The 21443-nt window shown below is 52.5% G+C and carries 17 protein-coding genes; 4 read left to right on the forward strand and 13 right to left on the reverse strand.

The features are described 5' to 3' along the window. Window positions 1–40 precede the first annotated feature (40 nt). The 9 genes from FYJ73_RS02525 to FYJ73_RS02565 form a co-directional block, all read right to left on the reverse strand. Window positions 41–1789, reverse strand: coding sequence for a RagB/SusD family nutrient uptake outer membrane protein (locus tag FYJ73_RS02525; protein ID WP_154533143.1), 1749 nt, complete (start codon window positions 1787–1789; stop codon window positions 41–43). Window positions 1790–1834: 45 nt separating this feature from the next. Continuing rightward, on the reverse strand, window positions 1835–4996 hold the full coding sequence (locus FYJ73_RS02530; protein WP_154533144.1) for a SusC/RagA family TonB-linked outer membrane protein: 3162 nt from the start codon (window positions 4994–4996) through the stop codon (window positions 1835–1837). A 118-nt stretch (window positions 4997–5114) separates the two neighbouring features. Then, window positions 5115–9005, reverse strand: coding sequence for a two-component regulator propeller domain-containing protein (locus FYJ73_RS02535; protein WP_154533145.1), 3891 nt, complete (start codon window positions 9003–9005; stop codon window positions 5115–5117). 172 nt (window positions 9006–9177) lie between these two features. After that, window positions 9178–10476, reverse strand: coding sequence for a tyrosine--tRNA ligase (gene tyrS / locus FYJ73_RS02540; protein ID WP_154533146.1), 1299 nt, complete (start codon window positions 10474–10476; stop codon window positions 9178–9180). Window positions 10477–10535: 59 nt separating this feature from the next. Continuing rightward, entirely contained in the window at window positions 10536–10778 is a 243-nt protein-coding gene (gene yidD / locus FYJ73_RS02545; RefSeq protein ID WP_154533147.1) for a membrane protein insertion efficiency factor YidD, read from the reverse strand. After that, entirely contained in the window at window positions 10775–11230 is a 456-nt protein-coding gene (gene rnpA, locus FYJ73_RS02550; protein ID WP_154533148.1) for a ribonuclease P protein component, read from the reverse strand. The genes yidD and rnpA overlap by 4 nt, the downstream gene beginning before the upstream one ends. Window positions 11231–11238: 8 nt before the next feature. Beyond that, window positions 11239–11994 (reverse strand): uroporphyrinogen-III synthase, encoded by a 756-nt coding sequence (locus tag FYJ73_RS02555; protein WP_154533149.1) that lies wholly within the window; start codon window positions 11992–11994, stop codon window positions 11239–11241. A gap of 6 nt (window positions 11995–12000) precedes the next feature. Further along, window positions 12001–13026, reverse strand: a complete 1026-nt coding sequence (locus FYJ73_RS02560; protein WP_154533150.1) for a DUF4271 domain-containing protein — start codon at window positions 13024–13026, stop codon at window positions 12001–12003. A gap of 92 nt (window positions 13027–13118) precedes the next feature. Next, entirely contained in the window at window positions 13119–14474 is a 1356-nt protein-coding gene (locus FYJ73_RS02565; protein WP_154533151.1) for a methionine adenosyltransferase, read from the reverse strand. Between the two features lie 257 nt (window positions 14475–14731). Between FYJ73_RS02565 and pyrE the strand changes: the two genes are divergently transcribed. From pyrE to FYJ73_RS02585, 4 genes are all read left to right on the forward strand, one after another. Next, on the forward strand, window positions 14732–15364 hold the full coding sequence (gene pyrE / locus FYJ73_RS02570) for an orotate phosphoribosyltransferase (protein WP_154533152.1): 633 nt from the start codon (window positions 14732–14734) through the stop codon (window positions 15362–15364). Window positions 15365–15400: 36 nt separating this feature from the next. Then, window positions 15401–15814, forward strand: coding sequence for an SRPBCC family protein (locus FYJ73_RS02575; RefSeq protein ID WP_154533153.1), 414 nt, complete (start codon window positions 15401–15403; stop codon window positions 15812–15814). Window positions 15815–15963: 149 nt separating this feature from the next. Next, window positions 15964–17307 carry an argininosuccinate lyase gene (gene argH, locus FYJ73_RS02580; protein ID WP_154533154.1) on the forward strand — a complete coding sequence of 448 codons (1344 nt, stop codon included), beginning with the start codon at window positions 15964–15966 and terminating at the stop codon, window positions 17305–17307. A gap of 370 nt (window positions 17308–17677) precedes the next feature. Next, window positions 17678–18268 (forward strand): hypothetical protein, encoded by a 591-nt coding sequence (locus FYJ73_RS02585; protein ID WP_235899188.1) that lies wholly within the window; start codon window positions 17678–17680, stop codon window positions 18266–18268. 582 nt (window positions 18269–18850) lie between these two features. On the opposite strand, the gene FYJ73_RS02590 is transcribed toward FYJ73_RS02585, so the two are convergent. The 4 genes from FYJ73_RS02590 to FYJ73_RS02605 form a co-directional block, all read right to left on the reverse strand. After that, window positions 18851–19726 carry a PfkB family carbohydrate kinase gene (locus FYJ73_RS02590; RefSeq protein WP_154533155.1) on the reverse strand — a complete coding sequence of 292 codons (876 nt, stop codon included), beginning with the start codon at window positions 19724–19726 and terminating at the stop codon, window positions 18851–18853. Window positions 19727–20025: 299 nt separating this feature from the next. Continuing rightward, window positions 20026–20373 carry a DUF1893 domain-containing protein gene (locus tag FYJ73_RS02595; protein WP_154533156.1) on the reverse strand — a complete coding sequence of 116 codons (348 nt, stop codon included), beginning with the start codon at window positions 20371–20373 and terminating at the stop codon, window positions 20026–20028. A 320-nt stretch (window positions 20374–20693) separates the two neighbouring features. Further along, a complete protein-coding gene (locus tag FYJ73_RS02600) occupies window positions 20694–21170 on the reverse strand; it encodes a ribonuclease H family protein (RefSeq protein WP_154533157.1) in 477 nt (158 codons plus the stop codon). Continuing rightward, window positions 21163–21411 carry a DUF2442 domain-containing protein gene (locus FYJ73_RS02605; protein ID WP_154533158.1) on the reverse strand — a complete coding sequence of 83 codons (249 nt, stop codon included), beginning with the start codon at window positions 21409–21411 and terminating at the stop codon, window positions 21163–21165. Before FYJ73_RS02605 ends, FYJ73_RS02600 begins: the two co-directional genes overlap by 8 nt. Between the last annotated feature and the right edge of the window lie 32 nt (window positions 21412–21443).

Consider the following 21443-nt stretch of genomic DNA (forward strand, 5'->3'; position numbering starts at 1 on the left):
ATGTTTTTTCTGTATTCTTATAGTCGTTTTGTCGGCTTTCTCATTGGAAGAGTTCACTCTCGCTCACCTCTCTGTCGCCAAAGGTGTAGGGCACCGTCTTGGCTTTGCCGCTGGCATCAGGCTTGAGGTTGGGGTTCTTGGTCTGGTCGGTATCACTCATCGGCAACACGAGGTTGGCTGCTGTGGCGATCTTCACGTCAGGTCCGGGAGCGGCGTAGTCCTTGCTGAGCTTGTAGGTGTTGGTGCTGGACTCGAAGTAGCTGGCGTTGCGGTTCTGGTTGTTGAGGTAGTTGACCACTTCCTGCTGATGAGAGTAGCTGCGGCGGAGGAGCTGGAACCAATAGAGTCCTTCGAAAGCAAACTCCATGCGGAACTCGTGGCGCAGGTCCTCCCATGTGATGCTGTTCTTCACCGGCACCTGTGCCCGCAGGCGAATGGCGTTGAAGAGTTTGAGTGCTACTGCGTCGTTGGTAGCGTCGGCATCGCCCATGACGGCTTCGACATAGTTGAGATAGACTTCGGCCAGACGCAGCATATAAGTGTTGATGCCGCTGTTGTTGGGCTCGGAGAATCCGTTGACCTTCTTAGTGCCGATGACATACTTCTTGATGTTTGCGCCCTGCGACGACGGGCTTTCGGTCTTGCCATAGACATAGGGGGTGGAGGCGTCGGCGCTCAGTTCGGGATAGCTCTCGCCGTAGGAGGCTACACTGTAGTGTCGGCGGATCTTGTCGTCGACTTTGGTGTTGAGTGTAGGATCCTTGTAGTCGCTGAACTCCTCAAAGAGATCATAGGAACAGTACGTGGCTCCGCCCCAGGCATTCTGGTCGGCCACCATCGTGGACCAGGCCAGGAAGCGTGTCATGCTTTGAGCCGCACCGCCCACACTCGTGCCCGGAATGAACTGCAACTGGAAGAGGCTCTCTTTGTTGTTGTCGATGGTTGAGGCAGCGAAGAGGTCGCCATAGTTGTCAAGCAACTGTGCTCCACTCTCGTTGACGACTTTCAGAGCCGCTTTCTTAGCCAGATCGAGATAGTAGGCGTTGTGCTTGCCGCTGTTCATGTCGGTTTCCGCTTTGATGTTGCTGCCGTTGTACTGTCCGTCGGTAGTGAGTCCGGCCATGGAGAGGTAGAGGCGCGAGAGCATGCCGTAGGCGGCATAGCGTGTCACGCGTCCGGCTCCCGTCTGTGTCTTAGGCAGATATTTGGCGGCATACTCCAGGTCGCGGATGGCAAACTCCAGCACGTCGGTGCGGTTGTTGGCGGGCACTACATAGTTGTTGACCATGTCGGAGGTGTTGTCGTAGATGATGCCGCATCCCCACAAAGAGGCAATATACCAGTAGGCGGTGCCACGCATGAAGCGCGCCTCGGCAATGGCGGACTGCTTGGCAGCCTCTGACACGGCGGCGGTGGAATAGTTACGGATGTTGTTGATGGCATTGTTGCTCTGCGCCACCACGCTGTAGAGCGATCCCCAGGCCTCGGTGAGTCCCTGAGACAGCGAGGTCTCGGTGAAGTTGGTATAGGGGTAGATGTAGTTGGAGTACTGGGCCGTGATGTTATTGGCACGCCCGTCGCCCATGCCATAGTAGAACTTATCGTTGAAGTCGTACCAAACATAGCTATAGAGCGGCCATACGGCTTTCTCTACGGCAGCGTCGGAGTCGAAGAAGTTTTCCGGCGTGAGCTGATGGCTGTTGGACTGAGAGAGAAAATCGTCGGAGCAAGAGCCGAGGACAATCGTCGAGGCCGCCAACATACCTATATATAATAATGTGGTTTTCATATTGATCATAAGTTATTAGGAATGATACACGTACTTATCATCATATCAGAACGCGACGTTGATGCCAAAGGTGTAGATACGTGGAGAAGGATAGCGGTTGTAGTCGACGCCATTCTTCAGTGCATCGCCCCACAGCGAGCCGATCTCGGGATCGTAGCCGTCGTATTTGGAGATGGTGAACAGATTTTGAATGTTCATGTACAGCTTCAGATTGGTGAGATAGATCTTGCTGATCCATTTCCGTGGGAAGGTGTAGCTGAACGAGAGGTTCTGTAGCCGGATGTAGGAGCCGTCCTCGATGAACGCGTCGCTGACGCGGTTGTTGGCGTTGGCGTAGCTGCTGGTGTAGAGTCGCGGCATTGTCGTCGATGAGGCGTTGGCCACGTGATAATTGCGATAGTCGTCCGGACCATTGGGATCTATTTTTTCCACGCGGGCGTAGTTGAGCACGGTAGTGAGCAGGTTCGACGTAGAGCCCGTGACTTCGAGGGAGCGTCGGTTGTAGTTGAGCACTTTGTTGCCGTAGGAACCGGTGAACTGCAGTGTCAGATCAAAGCCCTTATAGGAGAAGGTGTTGCCAAAGCCAAAGGTAAACTTCGGTTCTGGGTTGCCAATGAAGGTCTCGTCGTTGTTGTCAATGACGCCGTCACCGTTGATGTCCTCAAAGATATAGTCTCCAAGCCATGCGCCGGCCTTGCCGATGCTTGTGCCGGTGGGTAGAGCGACGGGCTTCACGTTGCCTTGCGCATCCTTGTAGTAGAAGTCCTCGGGCTTGTCGAAACGGCCAATGACTTTCCATCCCCAGAACTGTCCGATAGGCTCACCGACCTTGGTATTGGTCACGGTGACGGTCTCTGAACCTGTTTGGAACGAGCGTGGCAACGTGCCGGTCTCTGTGTCAAGGCTGAGCACTTTGTTGCGGTTGAGCGAGAAGACGATGTTGCTGGTCCACTGGAAGTGCTTGCTGTTGACGTTCACCGTGTTGATGGTAAACTCTATACCGGTGTTTCTCAGACTGCCTACATTGCCCCAGGGATTGCTGGCCACACCATAATTGCTGCCTGCACCGGAGCCCAGGAAGGCGGGCAGGTCGAGACGCATGAGCAAGTCGTTGGTCTTCTTGTAGTACCAGTCGAAGACCATACTGACGCGGTTGTTGAAAAGGCTCAGGTCGAAGCCGGCATTGTAAGAGTGTGTGGTCTCCCATTTCAGGCCGGGATTGGCGTTGTTGCCATTGAGCACGCCGACGCCCCAAGGCGTGTTGTAGGTGGTGAGCATGGCGAGATAGGCCCAGTTCTCAACGTTTTGGTTACCCGTGGCGCCCCATCCGAGTCTGATCTTGAGGTTGTCGATCGCCTTGACCGATTTTAGCAGCTTCTCATTGCTTACGCGCCAGGCAAGTGCAGCCGAGGGGAACCAGCCCCAACGGTGACCGTCGGCAAAGTTGCTGGAACCGTCGCGACGAAGCGTGAACGTAGCCAGATAGCGGTCGTCGTAGCTGTAGAAGGCACGGCCAAAATAAGAGAACAGCGAGCTGTTGTCCTGATAGCCTACAGGTGAAGAACTGTCGTTGCTGCCTGCCGACGGGTCCTTGGCACTGTTCGAGGGGAAGCCGGTGGCCGACGTCACCTGCGTCTCGTAGTGATTGTGGCTCATCTCCTGACCCAGCATCGCATTGATAGCGTGACGACCGAATTTGTTGTCGTAGGTGAGGATATTGCGCCATGACCAGTATTTGGTGTTGGTGGCTGTCCATTTCGACGTGCGTGTCTCGCTCTTCTTGATGCCGAAGGTATAGTCGGGCATGTAGTAATAATACTTATTGTCGTTGTAGTCGGTCGAGAGCTCGGTCCTCAGCGTCAGTCCCTTGATGATTTTGGCTTCGAGATAAGCGTTGGTGCGGAAGTTTTGCTTTTTGTTGTAGTTGGTCGTGATCTCAGCCAGGGCAACGGGATTGTCGGGCATCCACTGGTCGTCGGGACCGTCGTATCCGCCATCAGGATTCCTTACGGCTACAGAGGGTTGCGAGGAGAGAGCCGTGAGAATGATTCCGTAGCTGTTGGCCAGCGTGTTTTGCTTGCTGTCGGCGAGCGAGAAACTGACGCCGCCTTTCAGCCATTTCTTGATTTGCGCGTCGATGTTTCCACGCATGGTCTGACGCTTAAACGAAGAACCGATAGCGATACCGTCTTGGTCGAGATAACCTGTGCTGAAGGCATAGGTAACGGCTTGGTTGCCACCAGAAATGCTGAGATTGTGGCTCGTCATCAAAGCATGGCGGTAGAGTTCGTCCTGCCAATCGGTGCCGCTGCCGAGCAACTCAGGACGTACAAAGGAACTGACGGGATCTTTGATTTGTGCTGCCGCGATGTCATTGTAGTGTTGAGCATATTGCTGGAGATTCATCACGTCGAGCTTTTTGGGCATGGTCTGCCAGCCCACATAGCCGTCGTAGTTGATTGTGGCTTCGCCGGCTTGTCCGCGTCGTGTGGTGATCATGATCACACCATTGGAGGCGCGGGATCCATAGATGGCCGTTGCCGAAGCGTCCTTGAGAATATCCATCGACACGATATCGTTGGGGTTGATGGATGCCAGCGGGTTGGTGTTACCCTCATCGCCTGCCGAGGCGTCGATGATGACACCGTCGATGACAAAGATCGGCTGTGAGGTGGCGTTGAGAGAGTTGGTGCCACGGATGCGAATTGTAGAGGAACCGCCCGGCGTACCTGTGTTGGCCTGCACCTGCACACCGGCAGCGCGGCCGGCGAGAACTTGGTCGATGCTGGTGGGAATCGACTTCTCTATCGATTTGCTGCCAACGGAGGTGACCGCACCGGTCAGGTCAGACCGCTTCATCGTGCCATATCCGACGACGACAACCTCGCTGAGTTGCTTGGCATCCTGACTGAGTGTGACGTCGTAGACAGCATTTCGGCCTACCTTGACATACTGAGTGTTGTAGCCCACGTACGATACTTCGATGGTGGCTCCGGCAGGCACAGACAGTGTGTACTTGCCGTCGAGGTCTGTCACGGTACCCGTGCCCGTGCCCTTTATTTTCACGGTAGCACCTATCACAGGCCCTTCAGCGTCTGTTACAACGCCGTGGACTGTGCGGTTCTGTGCCGACGCGACCATTGGGATCGCCGAGATGATCCCCAAGGCAACGAGTGCCTTGATGGCTTGAAAACTTTTGTGTTCCATGGTCCTTTTATAGTTTAGGTTGATGTTATAAGCGTATTAGGCTATGATCAGCTTTATGTAGCGTTTCATTTGTTTGCTGTGGATTGCCATGGACGCAAAGTTAAAAGTTTTTAGATTTTCATGGGTTCAGTTTTGTTTCATGCTCGTTTCTGTTTGTTTCAGACGTGTGCTGAGCGGCATATTGGCTGGGAGTGATCCCAAAATGCTTGCGGAAGACGGTGGAGAAATGCGACTGACTGTTGAAACCGCAGTCATAAGCGATCTGTGTGATATTGATTTTTCCCTCCTCAATCAACTCTGCCGCCCGCTGCATTCTGATGTTGCGGATAAACTCGGCAGTGGAGATGCCTGTCAGCTCCTTCATTTTGCGGTGGAGCTGCGCACGGCTGATGCCTACGTCGGCGGTGAGTGTCTCCACACTGTATTCCGGATCAGCGAGGTGGTTATTGACCGATTGCATGACACGGTCCATGAGTTGCTCATTGTTGCCTGTGGTAGGTGTGCGCTTGATATTCTCGACTTGGTCACGTGTTCCAGAGTATTTGCCTTTGAGCCTTCTGACGTTGTCGACGAGATTGTCAATGACAGCATGGAGCTCTTCCATGCTGAAGGGCTTCTCCATATAGGCGTCGGCACCCGAAGAGATACCTTGCAGACGGTCGACGGTCTCGCCTTTGGAGGTGAGCATCACCACGGGCACGTCGTTGATCTGAGGATTGCCCTTGATGCGTTTCAGCAGTTCTATTCCATCCATCACGGGCATGATGATGTCGGAGATGACCACGTCGTAATGCTTGTCAGTCAGCAACGCCTGCAGTGCGTCGCGCCCATTGGCAAAGACGTCGAAGCGATACCATTTGCCAAGCTCGTTGGCGATGTATTGCGTCAGCTCTGTATCATCGTCGACAAGCATCACGCGACAACCGCGATTGGCCTGCTGACGTGGAGAGGCTTGCGGATGCTGAGGCTTTGCAGCGCCTTGAATATATGGCAGTGTGACGGTCATGCAGGCACCGCTGCGCCCGTCCTGCCGGTTGGCTGCGAGGATCGTGCCGCCGTGCATCTTGACGATAGCCTGGCAGAGGTTGAGGCCGATGCCGGTGCCGGACAGGTGTTTGCCGGGATGGTTGCGGCCTTGATAGAAACGCTCGAAGACGTGACGTGCCTCCTGGCCGCTGAATCCGCAACCGGTGTCAAGCAAGTTGACGACGACAGAAGTCTCGTCGTGGGTGAGACGGAAGCAGATCTCTCCGCCATCGGGTGTGTATTTAAATGCGTTGGACAGCAGGTTGATGAGCACCTTCTCGAAATTCTGCGGATCGACGGAGAGCCACAGTTCCTTGTCAGCGTGCTCAAAGTTGAGGGCGATATGCCTTTCACGGGCGTTGTACTGAAACATGGCACAGACACCCTGTATCGCTGCCACCATGTCGGTATCGGCGTATTGCAGTTGCATCTGGTTCTTGTCAAGCTTCCGCTCATCCAGGATTTGATTGACGAGTAGCAGCAGTCTCTTGGCGTTGCGGTCGATAGTGTTGACATCGTTTTCCGACGGTGTGCCACTCAACGTCTGTCGCAGTTTGGCCAAGGGGGCAAGGATGAGTGTGAGCGGAGAGCGGATGTCGTGTGTGGCATTGATGAGAAACTGCATCTTCTGATCTTCAAGGTCTATGGTCCGCTTGCGCTCGACATAGTACAGAACAGCCACTACGATGCCCACGGCAACAAGCGCATAGACAAGAAAAGCCCAAAGCGTGGCATACCACGGCTGGCTTATGACCACGGTGATGATCTCTTGGGGCGTAGACATCTGACCGTTGTACACAGCGCGGGCTTCTATGTGATAGGTGCCGGGCTTCATTTCGCCCAATGTCAGACGGTTCACTCCTGCTTCCAACGACATCCATGGCTGTTGGTCATTGATGCGATATTGATAGATGATGTCGGCAGCGTCTGTGTAGTTGAAAAGGCTGAAGTCGAAGGAGAGATTGTTTTCGTTGTGGTTGAGCTTCAGCTTCCCAAAAGGCAAAGCATGCTCTTCACCGTTGACAGTCAGGCGGGTGACGGACACGGTTCTGAGTCGGATGGTGTTGTGGCGCACGTGCTGTGGTGTGAACATCGTCAGTCCGTCGCTGGTAGCAAAGCAAATGTCATCGTTGTCACTATGTATGGCAGCGCCCGGAATATACTCTGCCGAGGCGAGACCATTGCCGTGAATGTGACCGATGAAGCGGTGTCGCCGGTGGTCATATTGCCAGATGCCGTCGGTGGTGCTCAGCCATAGGTCACCGCTATGATCCTCCACGATGCCATAGACGGTGACGTTGCGCAGGGCTGTGTCGTCGGGCATTCGTCTTGTCGTCCGGTGTTGGCGATCGTAGACGAAAAGCCCCTCGGTGGTACCCACGAGGATGTCTCTGCGACGGTTCTCACAAAGTGCGTAGACCTGAATTCCCCGTAGCTGACATTGCCAGCCCAAGACAGAGAAGGAGCCAGTCACTGGATCCATGCAAGCCAGACCGTCTGCTGTGCCAATCCATAAGAGACCTTGATGGTCCTTTAGCATTGTTCTCACCCAGTCGTTGATCAAAGAATGATGAGTTTTGGCGTTTTGAGCCATTGAATATTGCCGAAGGCGATCTGTGGTGGGATTGTAAAGCAGTAGTCCTTTTCCGAAGTTGCTCACCGCTAAGATTCCGCGACCGGCATCAGCGATGGCATTGATTCCCCAGCCCTGCACCTGTAGTTTGCAGGAGCGGGCACCGGTATTGGGGTCATAGCTCCACAGTGCGTTTTCAGTGCCGAGCCAGTAATGACCGTCAGCAGATCTCCATAGTGTGTTGGGACTCTCCGGTGCGCTGACTCTGCCACTGACAGTGCCGTCAGCAGAAAAGTGGTAGATGCCTGCTTTCTGTACGACACACCAGACGCCACCCTTACCATCAGCAGCAATAGAGGACACGCTGCTGCCTAAGCGTACGCCCTTATCCGCAAAGGAGACGGCACGGAAAGGTGTGGCTTTGTGGCTGATGAGATAGATGCCTTTCTTGTAGCAACTCACCCATAGATTTCCGTCGCGGTCTTGGTAAATGTCATTGACGTTGGCTGCAGAGAGATTGAACTGAGAATTGTCATCGGTGACACTCTCGAGTTTGGAGCTTCCGTTTCTGATGACAAAAAGCCCATGACCAGAACTGCCGATAAAGAGATTGCCCTGCCTGTCGGCAATGCCTTTGCGCACAGATACTTGTTTGTCGAATATCGTAACGCCAGAACCGGCGTGTGAAAGGCTTGCCGTGGGCTCGTCGTAGTAGAGTATGCCATACATACAGATCATCATCACGCCATGCGGTCGCTGTATATAGCTCATCACCGGACCGACGTCGCTACGAAAATCGGTCACACGGCGCGGATGGAGTCCGTTGAGCGTCCAGCGGCTGATCATGTTGTTGTGGCTGCACCGCCAAAGCACGCCTTGGTGGTCAAGGAAGAGTTTGCTGGCAAACTCGTCGTCTTGCCCTCGTGAGAAGGCTTTAAGCCTTATGGCCTTGTTCTGAATCTTGTCGATGGCAAAGAGTCCGTATCCTGCTGTGCCGAGAAGCAGTTGACCATTGGCCGTCTCTACGATCGACTCCACACGAGGCTGTATTGTGTCGGGAAAACGATACCGGACAAAGCGATTGTGCCGTGCGTCGTATCTGGCCAGTCCTTTGCTGCATCCCACCCACAACTGCTTGTCGCGGCTGAGAAAGAGCGCCGTGATCTCGTTGCTGGGCAAGGATGTCGTGTCTGACTTTGCGGCATGATACACCGAAAAGTGGTAGCCGTCGTAGCGGTTGAGGCCATATTCCGTTCCGATCCAGATGTAGCCGTAGTTGTCCTGTATGATGCTGTTGGTGGTACTGGCCGACAATCCCTCAGCTGGAGTGTGGAGCAGGCCGTTGTCGGCAACCAGCACGAGGAAGACTGTCAGTAGGCTATATAATAATAAGGTGTAGCGTTTCAGCATGAGATTTAGATGTTATGTAGGGTTGATGGGATAGTTTCACTACAAAAGTACATCTTTTTTATGAGAAAGCGACACGAATAGCATAAAAAAACGGCAACCGTTCCTACGGAAGGTTGCCGTTTATATCTTTGTTCGGAATTGCCGGAGTCTTATTCCGGAAACAGCCTGAGAATTACTTCACCGTGATGAGGTAATAGTTCTTCTTGCCGCGCTGCACGAGCAGGTACTTGCCGTCGATGAGATCTTCGGCAGTGACGGGCTGGTCGAAGGCGGTAAGTTTCTCCTTGTTCAGGCTCACGCCATTGCCCTTGACCATCTTTCGCATCTCGCCCTTGCTGGGGAAGATGTCCCAACCGTCCTGGCAGAACAGGTCGATGGCTTTTTGTCCGAGCTGGTCCTTGCCGAGTTCGTAGTGAGGCACATCCTTGAAGACGTCCACGAGCGTAGCCTCGTCGAGCTGAGCGAGTTGGTCTTTGGTGGCCTTACCGAAGAGAATATTGCTGGCGGCGATGGCCATGTCGAGGTCCTCTTTGGAGTGTACCATCGTGGTGACCTCAGCGGCGAGTCGTTTTTGCAGCACACGGCGGCCTGGATCCTGACGGTGCTCGGCGATGAGCGCGTCGACGGTCTCCTTATCGAGGTCGGTGAAGATCTTGATATAGCGTTCGGCATCTTCGTCGCTGACGTTGAGCCAGAACTGATAGAAGGCATATGGTGTGGTGCGGTTGCGGTCAAGCCATACATTTCCGCTCTCGGTCTTGCCGAACTTCTTTCCGTCGGCTTTGGTGATGAGTGGGCAGGTGAGGCAGAAGGCTTCGGCATCGTTGCCGAGCGTGCGGCGGATGAGCTCTGTGCCGGTGGTCATGTTACCCCACTGGTCGTTGCCGCCGAGCTGCAGTCGCACACCATAGTGCTCATACTGATAGAGGAAGTCGTAGCCTTGGAGCAACTGATAGGTGAACTCGGTGAAAGACAGACCGTCGCGAGCCTCGCCGTTGAGACGTTTCTGCACGCTGTCCTTAGCCATCATATAGTTGACGGTAATGTGTTTGCCGATGTCGCGCACGAAGTCGAGGAACTTATAGTCCTTCATCCAGTCGTAGTTGTTGACCAGTTCTGCTTTGTTGGGCTCCGTACCGTCGAAGTCGAGGAACTTGCTGACCTGCTTCTTGATGGCTTCCTGATTGTGATAGAGCGTGTCCTGGTCGAGGAGGTTGCGCTCCTGGCTCTTTCCCGAAGGATCACCGATCATACCTGTGGCACCGCCGACGAGCAGATAAGGCTTGTGTCCGCAGCGCTGCAGGTGACGCAGCATCATGATGCCGCAAAGGTGTCCGATATGCAGAGAGTCGGCAGTAGGGTCGGTACCCAGATATGCCGAAACGAGATGAGTATTGAGATACTCTTCAGTGCCCGGCATGATTTGGGCGAGCATGCCGCGCCATTTCAGTTCTTCTACGAAGTTTTTCATTTTTATATGTTTAGGGCTCATAGAGCCGATGATGTCATCAACAAAAGATGGAAGGGGAATTATGGCACCGGGTCGTAGCCGCTGCCTCCCCATGGATTACAGCGCAGGATGCGCCAGATGGCCAGGAGCAGTCCTTTGACGGGGCCGTGCTTAAGGATAGCCTGACGCGCATATTCCGAACATGTCGGCGTGAAGCGGCACGAAGGAGGCGTGTAGGGCGTGATGAACTTTTGGTAGAACACGATTGGCTGCACCAGCAGCCATGCCAGGCCATGTGAGACGAAATGCAACAGTTTCCTCATTCGTTGCTACTCAAAGAGTTGGGAGTTGGCTGTTCCTTATTGGTGCCGGCCATCTTCTCGTGAATGCGCGCGAGAAGGTTGACCACGCTTTTGTTGACCGTAGCAGCGTCAGGCATCCTTCTGTCCATCCAGATGAAAGCGATGGCGAGCGGCCACTGCGCGACAAGGCTTTTGTTGTGGCGGTAAGCCTCCCTGACGAGTCGCTTGATGCGGTTGCGTTTCACGGCTCTTCTGAAGCAGTGCTTGGGCACGCTGATGAGGAGCTTGGCCTGCGGTCGTTGCGGTCTTTCGTCCTGCTGTTCGTCGTTGTCTGTGGTAGGAATCAGCATGTACACAACTCGGATCGGAAAGGCAGACATCGAGTGGCTGTTGCCCTCCTTGAAGAGTGCGTCTATGTCTTTTCGGTGATAGATGCGCTCACTCTTGCCAAGTGTCGGTCTAAACTGTGTCATGTGTGTGATTAGTCCTCGCCGTTCTCTTTTTTCAGGAAAGCTTTGAGCGCGGCAATCATCGAAGGATATTCCTTGGTGCCTGCCATGAGCGAGACGGGTAGTCCAGCTTTTTCGATGGCTTTTCCTGTGGCAGGTCCGAAGGCACCGAGCTTGAGTGTGCCTTCCTTGACGTTGGGGAAAGACTGTGTAAGATAGTTTACACCGGTAGGTGTGGAGAAGATCAGCATGTCGCAGTCGAAGTTCTTCACCTCTTCCGGAGTGAAGTTATTGCTCAAAGTTCGGTACATGACACATTCGGTGTGGTTGAGTCCCTTGGCATCGAGCATATTCTTGATGTCGTCGTTGTGTACGCTGCTCAGCGGCACGAGATATTTCTCCTGTTTGTGCTTCATCATCACGGGGATGAGATCATCGATCTTTCCAGTGTTTCCAAAGAACACCTTTCTCTTGCGATACTGCACGTATTTCTGTATATAGAGAGATATCGTCTCGGTGACGCAGAAATATTTCATGTCTTCCGGAATGGTAAGCCGAAGCTCGTTGGCTAATTGGAAAAAGAAGTCAATGGCATGCCGTGAGGTGAAGACGATGGCCGTATGTGAAAGAATGCTTACTTTCTGCTGGCGAAATTCCTTAGCAGTGAGCCCTTCTACTTTGATGAAAGGGCGAAAGACGATCTCTACCCCGAATTCTTTCTCGATATCGTAATACGGGGATTTCTCGCCCGCCGGTTTAGGCAGGGAAATCATGATCTTCTTAATCATTGTGTCCTAAAAGTTTATTTTTAAATAATTATCCGTCAACACCAGTACACCCCACAGGGAGCCCAGTGGCATGAGTTCAAGTGCACAAAAGTACAAAAAACTTTGCACAACAACGCTCGTTTTGCGGAAAAATATCAAGTAGGACTTATAGAAGGCCAACAATTTAACTAAAATGACGACAACAGAGGTGTAAACTATGGTTGTTTGCAGCGATAAGTTGAAGTAGACCGACAGCATGACCATCGGGAAAAGAGCGATACCTTCGACCGAAGAAAGGAAGAGCATACTCTTGTTCCATTGTTCGTTTTTTTTCTTATCAAAGAAGATCCAGTTCACAAAAGCGTAGAGCAGAGCCTTGACGCCGAAGTAGAGAAGGAGTATGCCTGTGTAGATGCCTACTGTAAGGTATTGCGGCACGGTGAAGGAGGTACCGGCATAATTGCCGGTATAGAAGAAAAATACCAACGAGAAGAGCAGGCAGGTCTGCAACAGTAAGAATAGCTGGAAGCGCAGCTCGCTACTGGTCTCAGTGATCTCGGTGGTACCTTCGCGTTGTGTATAGAAGAAGTTCTTGAATTGTCGGCGGATGAAACCTCCGGACTTGGCGATGGCGATGAGGGCAAAGACAAAGCAGGCGATGAGCACCGAAGAGATGAGGTTGTCGCTGGCGATGGAGTAGGGCACGGGATCTCCCGCCACTCCCTGACGGTAAGTAGCGTACTCCGGACGATAGATAGAGTCGGGCTGTACGAGCGAATGACTGTAGTACAGCGGCCGGTTGAGGTTCATCTTTCCGAAGCCTGTGGGCTTGGTGGTCGGCGTGCGCAGTGGATTGTGGTAGTGAGCCCAGTCGACTTGTGGAAACTTATAGTTAGCCCTGATGGCCGAGTCCTGTTGCCAAGGCGTTGCCGTGGCGGGCAATGTCTTGATGATATCCCATGGAGATCGGTAGCCACTCTTGTGGTTTGTGGCAGTGTGCTGCTTGGTTTGCACGGGTGTGGCAACTGCCGTAGAATCGCTTTGCTGTATCATTTGCTAATCAAAAATACAAGAGACGGCCCGGAGACCGTCCTTGTGTGGAGTGGCAGGAGCAGAGCATAGGCGAAGTCCCCGCCCCTGCGATATTATAAGCCGAAGGCCTTGCGGATGCGCTCCACTTGGTCGAGCTTTTCCCATGTGAAGAGTTCCACCTCCATCGTCTTTTTCTCGTGATAGAGGCTTTCAAAAGTTTTCTTGACTTTCTGGCACTGGCGTCCCATGTGACCGTAGGCAGCAGTCTCGAAATAGATCGGTTGGCGCAGGTTGAGCGTGTCCTCGATGGCTTTGGGGCGCAGGTCGAAGAGGTCTTTCACTTTGCGTGCGATCTCACTGTCGCTCAGGCTGACATGGCTGCGGCCGTAGGTGTTGACATAGACGCTCACGGGCTCAGCCACACCGATGGCGTATGCCAACTGCACAAGCATCTCGTCGGCCACACCGGCAGCCACCATGTTCTTGGCGATATAGCGGGCGGCGTATGCTGCGCTGCGGTCTACCTTGCTGGGATCCTTGCCCGAGAAGGCACCGCCGCCGTGTGCGCCGCGTCCTCCGTAGGTGTCGACGATAATCTTGCGTCCGGTCAGTCCGGTGTCGCCGTGAGGACCGCCGATGACAAATTTGCCCGTCGGGTTGACGTAGTATTTGATGCCATCGTGCATCAGCTTGCGCTCACGTTCGCTGGCGTTGGCCTCTGTCTCGGCAGCGTTGGCCAAACTGTTGTCGAAGAGTCGGCGCAGTTTGTCGCCGGCGGCTTCCTTGACGCGAGGGATGAGGATGTTGATGACATCCTCGCGGATCTTGGCAAGCATCTGCTCGTCAGCCTCTTTCTGAGCCTTGCGGCTGTCGTCCTTGGGCTCGACAAACGGGTCGTGCTGGGTCGAGACCACAATGGTGTCGATGCGCACGGGCTCGTTCTGCTCGTTGTATTCCATGGTCACCTGACTCTTGGCATCGGGGCGCAGATAGGTCATCACCTTGCCTTCCTTGCGGATCTGTGCCAAGGTGTACATGATCAGATGCGACAGGTCGAGGGTGGCGGGCATGTAGTTGTCGGTCTCATTGGAGGCGTAGCCAAACATCATACCCTGGTCGCCGGCGCCCTGCTCTTCCTCTTTCTCGCGGCTGACGCCCTGGTTGATGTCGCCGCTCTGCTCATGGATAGCCGTGAGGATGCCGCAGGAGTTGTAGTCGAACTGATACTCGGCTTTGCTGTATCCGATGCGCTTGATGGCTTTGCGCGCCATGGCTTGCAGATCGATGTAGGCGTTGGAGTGCACCTCGCCCATGATCACTACCTGTCCGGTGGTGACAAACGACTCCACGGCGCAGTGAGCCTTAGGGTCATAGGCCAGGAACTGGTCGAGGATGGCATCGGAAATCTGGTCGGCCACCTTGTCGGGATGTCCTTCCGAAACGGATTCTGAAGAAAATAGATAACTCATTTTTCCATTACTTTTTAAGCGTGGAATAACGCCAAGTAACCGTAAAATCTGAGGGTGATTTTGCAGTTTTAGCATTTTTTAGTGTGGTTGCAAGCAGCCAAATTCTTCCACATTGATGAAACATATTATAAAACTCGCGTGCAAAGTTACGGATATTTTTCCAAATGACAAAGAAAAACAAGGTGACAAGTATGCCTTTTGCCTTTTTTTCATTAACTTTGTAGCGTCAACTGTTACAAGCATAAACAAAATCAACTATGGATAACTTACAGAAAGTATTTGCAGAGAAACTGCTGAAGATCAAAGCCATTAAACTTCAGCCCAACGATCCGTTTACATGGGCATCGGGCTGGAAGTCGCCTTTCTATTGCGACAACCGCAAGACGCTGTCCTATCCCGACTTGCGCAGTTTCGTGAAATTGGAGTTGGCTCATGCTGTGCTGGAGCATTTCTCCGAGGCTACCGCTGTGGCCGGCGTGGCTACGGGAGCCATCGCCCAGGGGGCGTTGGTGGCCGATGAGCTGAACCTTCCTTTCTGCTACGTCCGTTCGAAACCCAAGGATCACGGCATGGGCAACCTCATCGAAGGCACGCTGCCCGAGGGCTCCAAAGTGGTTGTCGTGGAAGATCTCATCTCCACGGGCGGCAGTTCGTTGAAGGCTGTTGCCGCTCTGCGCCAGGCCGGTTTCGATGTGGTGGGCATGGTAGCCAGCTACACCTATGGATTCCCGATTGCCCAAAAGGCGTTTGAGGATGCCAAGGTGAAGCTCGTCACGCTGACCGACTATGAGCACGTCGTGGAGAAGGCTGAGGAAACGGGTTATATCAAGGCTGAGGACATCGCCACGCTGCATGAGTGGCGCAAGGATCCCGCCAATTGGAAGAAATAAGTCGAGACATACCTTATCTATACGCACATATATAATATGAGTACAAAGATAGAAAGCACGATCCGACAGATCGGCTATCCACAGGCATCGGTCTATGCGATGCTGAGCGATCTGAGCAATATCGACCGAGTGCGCGACCGCCTGCCTGAGGACAAGATCAAGGATTTGTCGTTTGATACCGACAGCATCTCGGTCAGCACGCAGATGGGCACTGTGAAGCTCGTCATCGTGGAGCGTGAGGCACCGAAGACAATAAAGTTCGAGACACAGGAGAGTCCGCTGCCCTTCAACTTCTGGATTCAGCTGCTGCCCGTGACAGACACCACGTGCAAGATGAAGCTCACCATTAAGGCGGATCTCAACCCCTTTATCAGCGGCATGGTGAAAAAACCGTTGCAGGAAGGTATCGAGAAGATCGCCGACGCGCTGCAAATGATACAGTATGAATAATGAATGTTGAGTGGTGAATGTTGATATTCATCACTCAACATTGTTTTGATTCGTCACTCTTCATTCATTACGCTTCATTCATCACTCTGGTTCATCATTCGCATTACTCAATATTCATCATTCTAAATTCATCATACTAAATTCGTATTATGGCCAATAAACTGTGGGAGAAAGGATTTGAAGTCAACAAAGAAATAGAGCGGTTCACCGTGGGACGCGACCGCGAGATGGATATGTACCTCGCCAAGTACGACGTGCTCGGCTCGATGGCACATATCACCATGCTTGAGAGCATCGGTCTGCTGGAAAAAGACGAGCTGACAAAACTGCTCGCTGAACTGAAAAACATCTACCGCACGTGTGAGCAAGGCGAGTTTGTCATCGAGGATGGCGTGGAGGATGTGCACTCCCAGGTGGAGCTGATGCTCACACGCAAGCTCGGCGACCTGGGCAAGAAGATCCATTCGGGCCGCTCACGCAACGACCAGGTGCTCGTCGACCTAAAGCTTTTCACGCGCCATGAGCTGATGGAGGTCGTCGACGAGGTGAAGAGTCTGTTTGACGAACTCATCCAGAAGAGCAACGAATACAAGGACGTGCTCATGCCCGGCTACACCCATCTGCAGATCGCCATGCCATCGAGCTTTGGCCTGTGGTTTGGCGCTTATGCTGAGAGCCTTGCCGACGACATGCTCTTCCTGCAGGCGGCCTATAAGATGACCAACCGCAATCCTCTCGGCTCGGCAGCGGGCTATGGCTCTTCCTTCCCGTTGAACCGCACGATGACGACAGAGTTGCTGGGCTTCGACTCGATGGACTATAACGTGGTCTATGCGCAGATGGGACGTGGAAAGATGGAGCGCAATGTGGCCTTCGCCCTTGCTACGGTGGCCGGCACGCTGGCCAAGATGGCATTCGACGCTTGCTTGATGAACTGCCAGAACTTTGGTTTCGTGCATCTGCCCAAGGAGTGTACCACGGGATCGAGTATCATGCCGCACAAGAAAAACCCCGATGTCTTTGAGCTCATCCGTGCCAAGAGCAACAAGATACAAAGCCTGCCGCAGCAGATCATGCTCATCATGAACAATCTGCCCGTGGGCTATTTCCGCGATCTGCAGATCATCAAAGAGGTGTTCCTGCCTGCCTTCGACGAGCTGAAGGACTGCCTGAGCATGGCGGCCTATATCATCAATAAGATAGAGGTGAACCGGCATATCCTCGACAACCCGATGTATGATCCTATTTTCTCCGTGGAGGAGGTGAACCGGCTGGCCGCTAATGGCATGCCGTTCCGCGACGCTTATAAGAAGGTGGGGTTGGAGATCGAGGCTGGGACGTTCAAGGCCGACCACCACATCCATCACACGCATGAGGGTTCCATTGGCAATCTCTGCAATGACCGTATCCAGGAACTCATGGACAACACGCTCGACGGCTTCCACTTCGAGAGGGTGGAGGAAGCAGAGAGAAGATTGCTGAATGAAGAATGATGAATGTTGAGTGAGCCCAATGGTGAATGTTGAATGTTGATAGGAACATGTTTCATGTTGGGTGCAGAAACTAGGGAAAGCTGTGGCTTTAGTGTAGGGGCGGCCTTTATGGCCGTCCTAACTCGGCCGGACATTTATTAATCACCATCAAAAGGGTTAGGGCGGGAATAAATTCCGCCCCTACATTGTCACCCTATCAATATGATGGTACCTAACCTTGCAATTGCAGTTCAAGGATATACACGGGTGTTAGTGTAGGGACGACCCACTGTGTACGCCCTAACCTTTCGGTACATTTATTGGTTACCGCCAATGGGGTTAGGACGGGAATAAATCCCGCCCCACATTAATATTATATAGAATAGTCGCAATGAAGAAAGTATTCGGAATCATTATGCTGGCCATGACGGGACTGCTGTCTGCTGCTCTCTTCGTGGCTTGTGGAGATGTGGAGAGTGAATTCAGTACAGCCCCCTGCGCGCTGTACTTCGACAATCAGACCCACAACGATGCCACGCTTGCTGCGGCGATGACGCCGCTTTCCGGTATTTTTGTCACCATCACCACCACTTCAAAGAGTGGCGCGCAATATTTCGTGTTTACCAACAATCAGGGCCACAGCAGTCAGGTTGTCTTCGATGCCAAGGACAAGCAACGGCAGCAGGCCGGACAACTCATCCTTGGTCTGAACGGCGCGATCATTGTGGGATATGGCTTCTCCACCTCGCAGACGTTCTACGCCTACGACCGTGAGTGCCCCAACTGCTTCGACTCCAACGCGCTGCCACTGCGCAGCTATCCGCTCAAGGTGAACAGTGCGGGTATTGCGTCCTGCTCCCATTGCCACAGAACCTATGACCTCAACAATGGCGGCATTATCGCTTCCGGCAGTGGCGGCAAAATGATAAAACCTTATCCCTCCGTTACCACTGGTGCTTATGGAGTACTCAGCGTAAGGTAGACGGCTTCTGCTTCGACTACAAAAGCCTTACGAATGCCAAGAGATCGTATGGTAGTTGGATGAATGTTGTGATTTGCTTGAGTATATTTGTTGACAAAAGTGCATCAGGATTAAACTTCATTCTAGAGAGAACCATGAGATGAAAATGAATGCGTATCGTTCTCGGATGAATGAAAAAGTAGCTACTCGACGATAAAAATGTGGCTTTTATGGATGAAATCAGTGATTTCTCTTGGTCATCTCGGTTGTTTCTCGATGAGAAAACAGTGTTTTGATGGAAAATTCTCTAGAGAATTTTTCGTCAAACTACTGAGATGACAGCACAAAAACGGTACTTTTACAAGAAAAAGCCATTGTTTTTGCCATGAATCTTTCCGATTTCGATAGAGTCAAAATGAAGAAAATATAGCTAAAGATAATAATTGTCTGAATATCAGCTTGTTACAGAAATTCTTCCAAAAATCACGAAATTGAGAGCAAACAACCCTTTGGTCGAGAAAATCGCCTGGAAAATGGCTGTTTTTTGTCAGTTTTATCAACAATTCATGAAACAATAGTCTAACGTCACCTTCTACGCCCTCATCACTTCCGACGCATGACGCGGTGGATATCAGCCAGGGTCTTGTCAAATGGACCGCTATGCTCCAGTTTGAGCGTACACATAGCAGCAGCGAAGCGACCAGCCTCCTCGCAACTCGCCCCCTGCAAGCGCATCCACAGATAACCCGTGGAATAGGTGTCACCACAGCCTGTCGCGTCGACGAGCACCTGAGGTTTGTAGGCCGGCACCTCATAGAACCGCCCCTCACAATAGATCAGCGAGCCATAGCTGCCCAGCGTGATGATCACCTCCTTCACACCCATGTCTGCCAACTGTAAGGCCACCGTTCGTGGATTTCTGGAATGCGTGATCACCTCCATCTCATGCTCGTTGAGCTTCAGAATGTCAGTACAGGCCAGGATGCGCTCCTTGTCCTTCCAGTCCACAGCACGCACCTGCTCGCCTGACACTTCGCGCAGATAGCCTTGCACATCGATGCTCACCTGACCCTTGGTAGAGAGATACTCCACTACCTCAGGCGAAAAGTCATCGGCCAACAAACTGCCTAGATGAAACACCTTCGCCTCCAACGGCTTCATCTCCTCCAGGGTGAATGGATCCGCCTTGGCCAGCACACGCTGCGTACGGTTGTCGGAATTAGCACCATACTTGTTTTCAAAATACACCGTATGGCGACTGTCATAGCAACGTACGTCAATGCCTGCCTGACGCAGCTTCTCTACCTCCGGAAACTGACCTTTCCCCACTTTTGTCACCAACTTGTAGCTCACCGTCTTTGGCAGTCGGCTCATACCGTAAGACATATAAAAAGAGGTGCCACCGGCCATATAGACGGTGCTCTCCGGGGTGATGATCTTATCGCGGGTGATATGCCCGATGCAGCAAATATCTGTCATATTAGTTGTTTATATATTGCAAAGATACTGCAAACGAGTGAAATAGCAAAGAAAAAACATTTTTCTTTGCGTTTCCTCTCCAATACCACGTATTTCCTTTAAACTTTTAACCTAGCCTGAATAATTCATATTAACAAAAAAAGAAGTTGCATTTCTTGTGTAATTCAAGAAAAGTATTATTGCCAAGCGGTGCGGAGGGGGGATTTCTTGGAGGTTCTGTTTCCGATAAAACGTCGCCCACGCTCCCTTCTTGTGGAAGCGTGGTGAGCGTGTAAAAGAAGAATGTATTTGTTTGTGCCTCATGCTGCTTCCTCGCCGAGTTTGCGCCAGATGTCGAGGAAGGTGGCGTGATCGACTTTATGGTCGTATTTCACCACCACGCCGGCATCGTGCAGCAGGTCGTAGGCTTGTTGGCTGATATACTCAGCCCACACCTCCGTGATGCCGCCTTCTACCATCATCTTGGCAGCGGAGCGCCCCACAGCTTTGACAGCGAGCTTGGCTTCGAGGAAGAGTTCGGGTTTTTCATTCATCAGATTATATAGGTGGCGCACGCCGTGACCACCGAAGGAGTGGATCTTTCCTTCATGCAGGATGACGAGAGAGGCCTGCTTATCGTTGAGCGTGTCTATCAATTCTTGCATCATAGTCGTAGGGTCTTTAGTTGTTGAATTATCTTTTAGCCTAAGAATCACTTCTATGGCTTCATTGGCAAAGATAAGTGTTTTTTCGTGAAGGTGTATGCCTAATGCCCATCTTTTTTCTCGCGTTCTGCACAAAAGGTGCAAAGAGTGCAAAGTAGCCTCACCCTCGTTCCCCTCTCCAAAGGTGAAGTAGCCTCACCCCCGTGCCCCTCTCCAAGGAGAGGGGAGTAATTACTTTCAAGGGTTAAAAAGAAAAGACGTGGCTTCTTCTATGAAAAAGAAGAAGCCACGTTAGGGATATGAAATTCTATATGTACAGAATACTATTTCTTTTTGTTGCCGAAGTCGGCGGGAATCTCGCCCCATTTCTTGGTTTCCCATTTGATGATAGGGACGGTGGCATGGTGGGTGGTGAGCCATCGCTCGGCGCGTGCTACGAGTTCGTAGGCTTTGGCTGTGGAGTCGTCGCGTAGGAGTTTGGTCTTGCAGTGTTTGTTGCGCACCCACAGGATGGCGTTGTACGAGTCGGAGTAGATGGCCTTGTCGTGGATACCCTGTTGGTCCATGAGGGCCAGGGCGTGTACGATGGCAAGGAACTCGCCGATGTTGTTGGTGCCACGTATGGGTCCGAAATGGAAGACCCGCGCCCCTGTGGCCAGGTCGATGCACTGATATTCCATCGGTCCGGGGTTTCCGGGACAGGCTGCGTCCACAGCCCACGCGTCAGCTCTCACCTCGGGAGGCAGGGGCAGCACAGTGTCGTGGCGGTAGTCGGGAGGAGAGACTGGCTCGTTACTCATGATTCGGTTCTATGTAATCAAAGGGTCCGCGCTTCATCACCAAAGGATAGCGCTCGGGATGTTTCAGACTGTCTATTTCCAAATCAACATCCAGGTCAGGCCAAGCGATGGCATCCCTTCCTTCCATTCTCACATTGAGAACGTCGCGTATCGTAGCATCTTTCATCCAAGGTACGCGATTGTAAGAAAGAAAATAGTCGTTACCCAATACCGATATCATGATGCCTTGAGAATTAATCATCAAGACTGAGACCGGCACTTTTGCATGACGTG

This window comes from Hallella mizrahii (genome assembly GCF_009695775.1).
Lineage (GTDB): Bacteria > Bacteroidota > Bacteroidia > Bacteroidales > Bacteroidaceae > Prevotella > Prevotella mizrahii.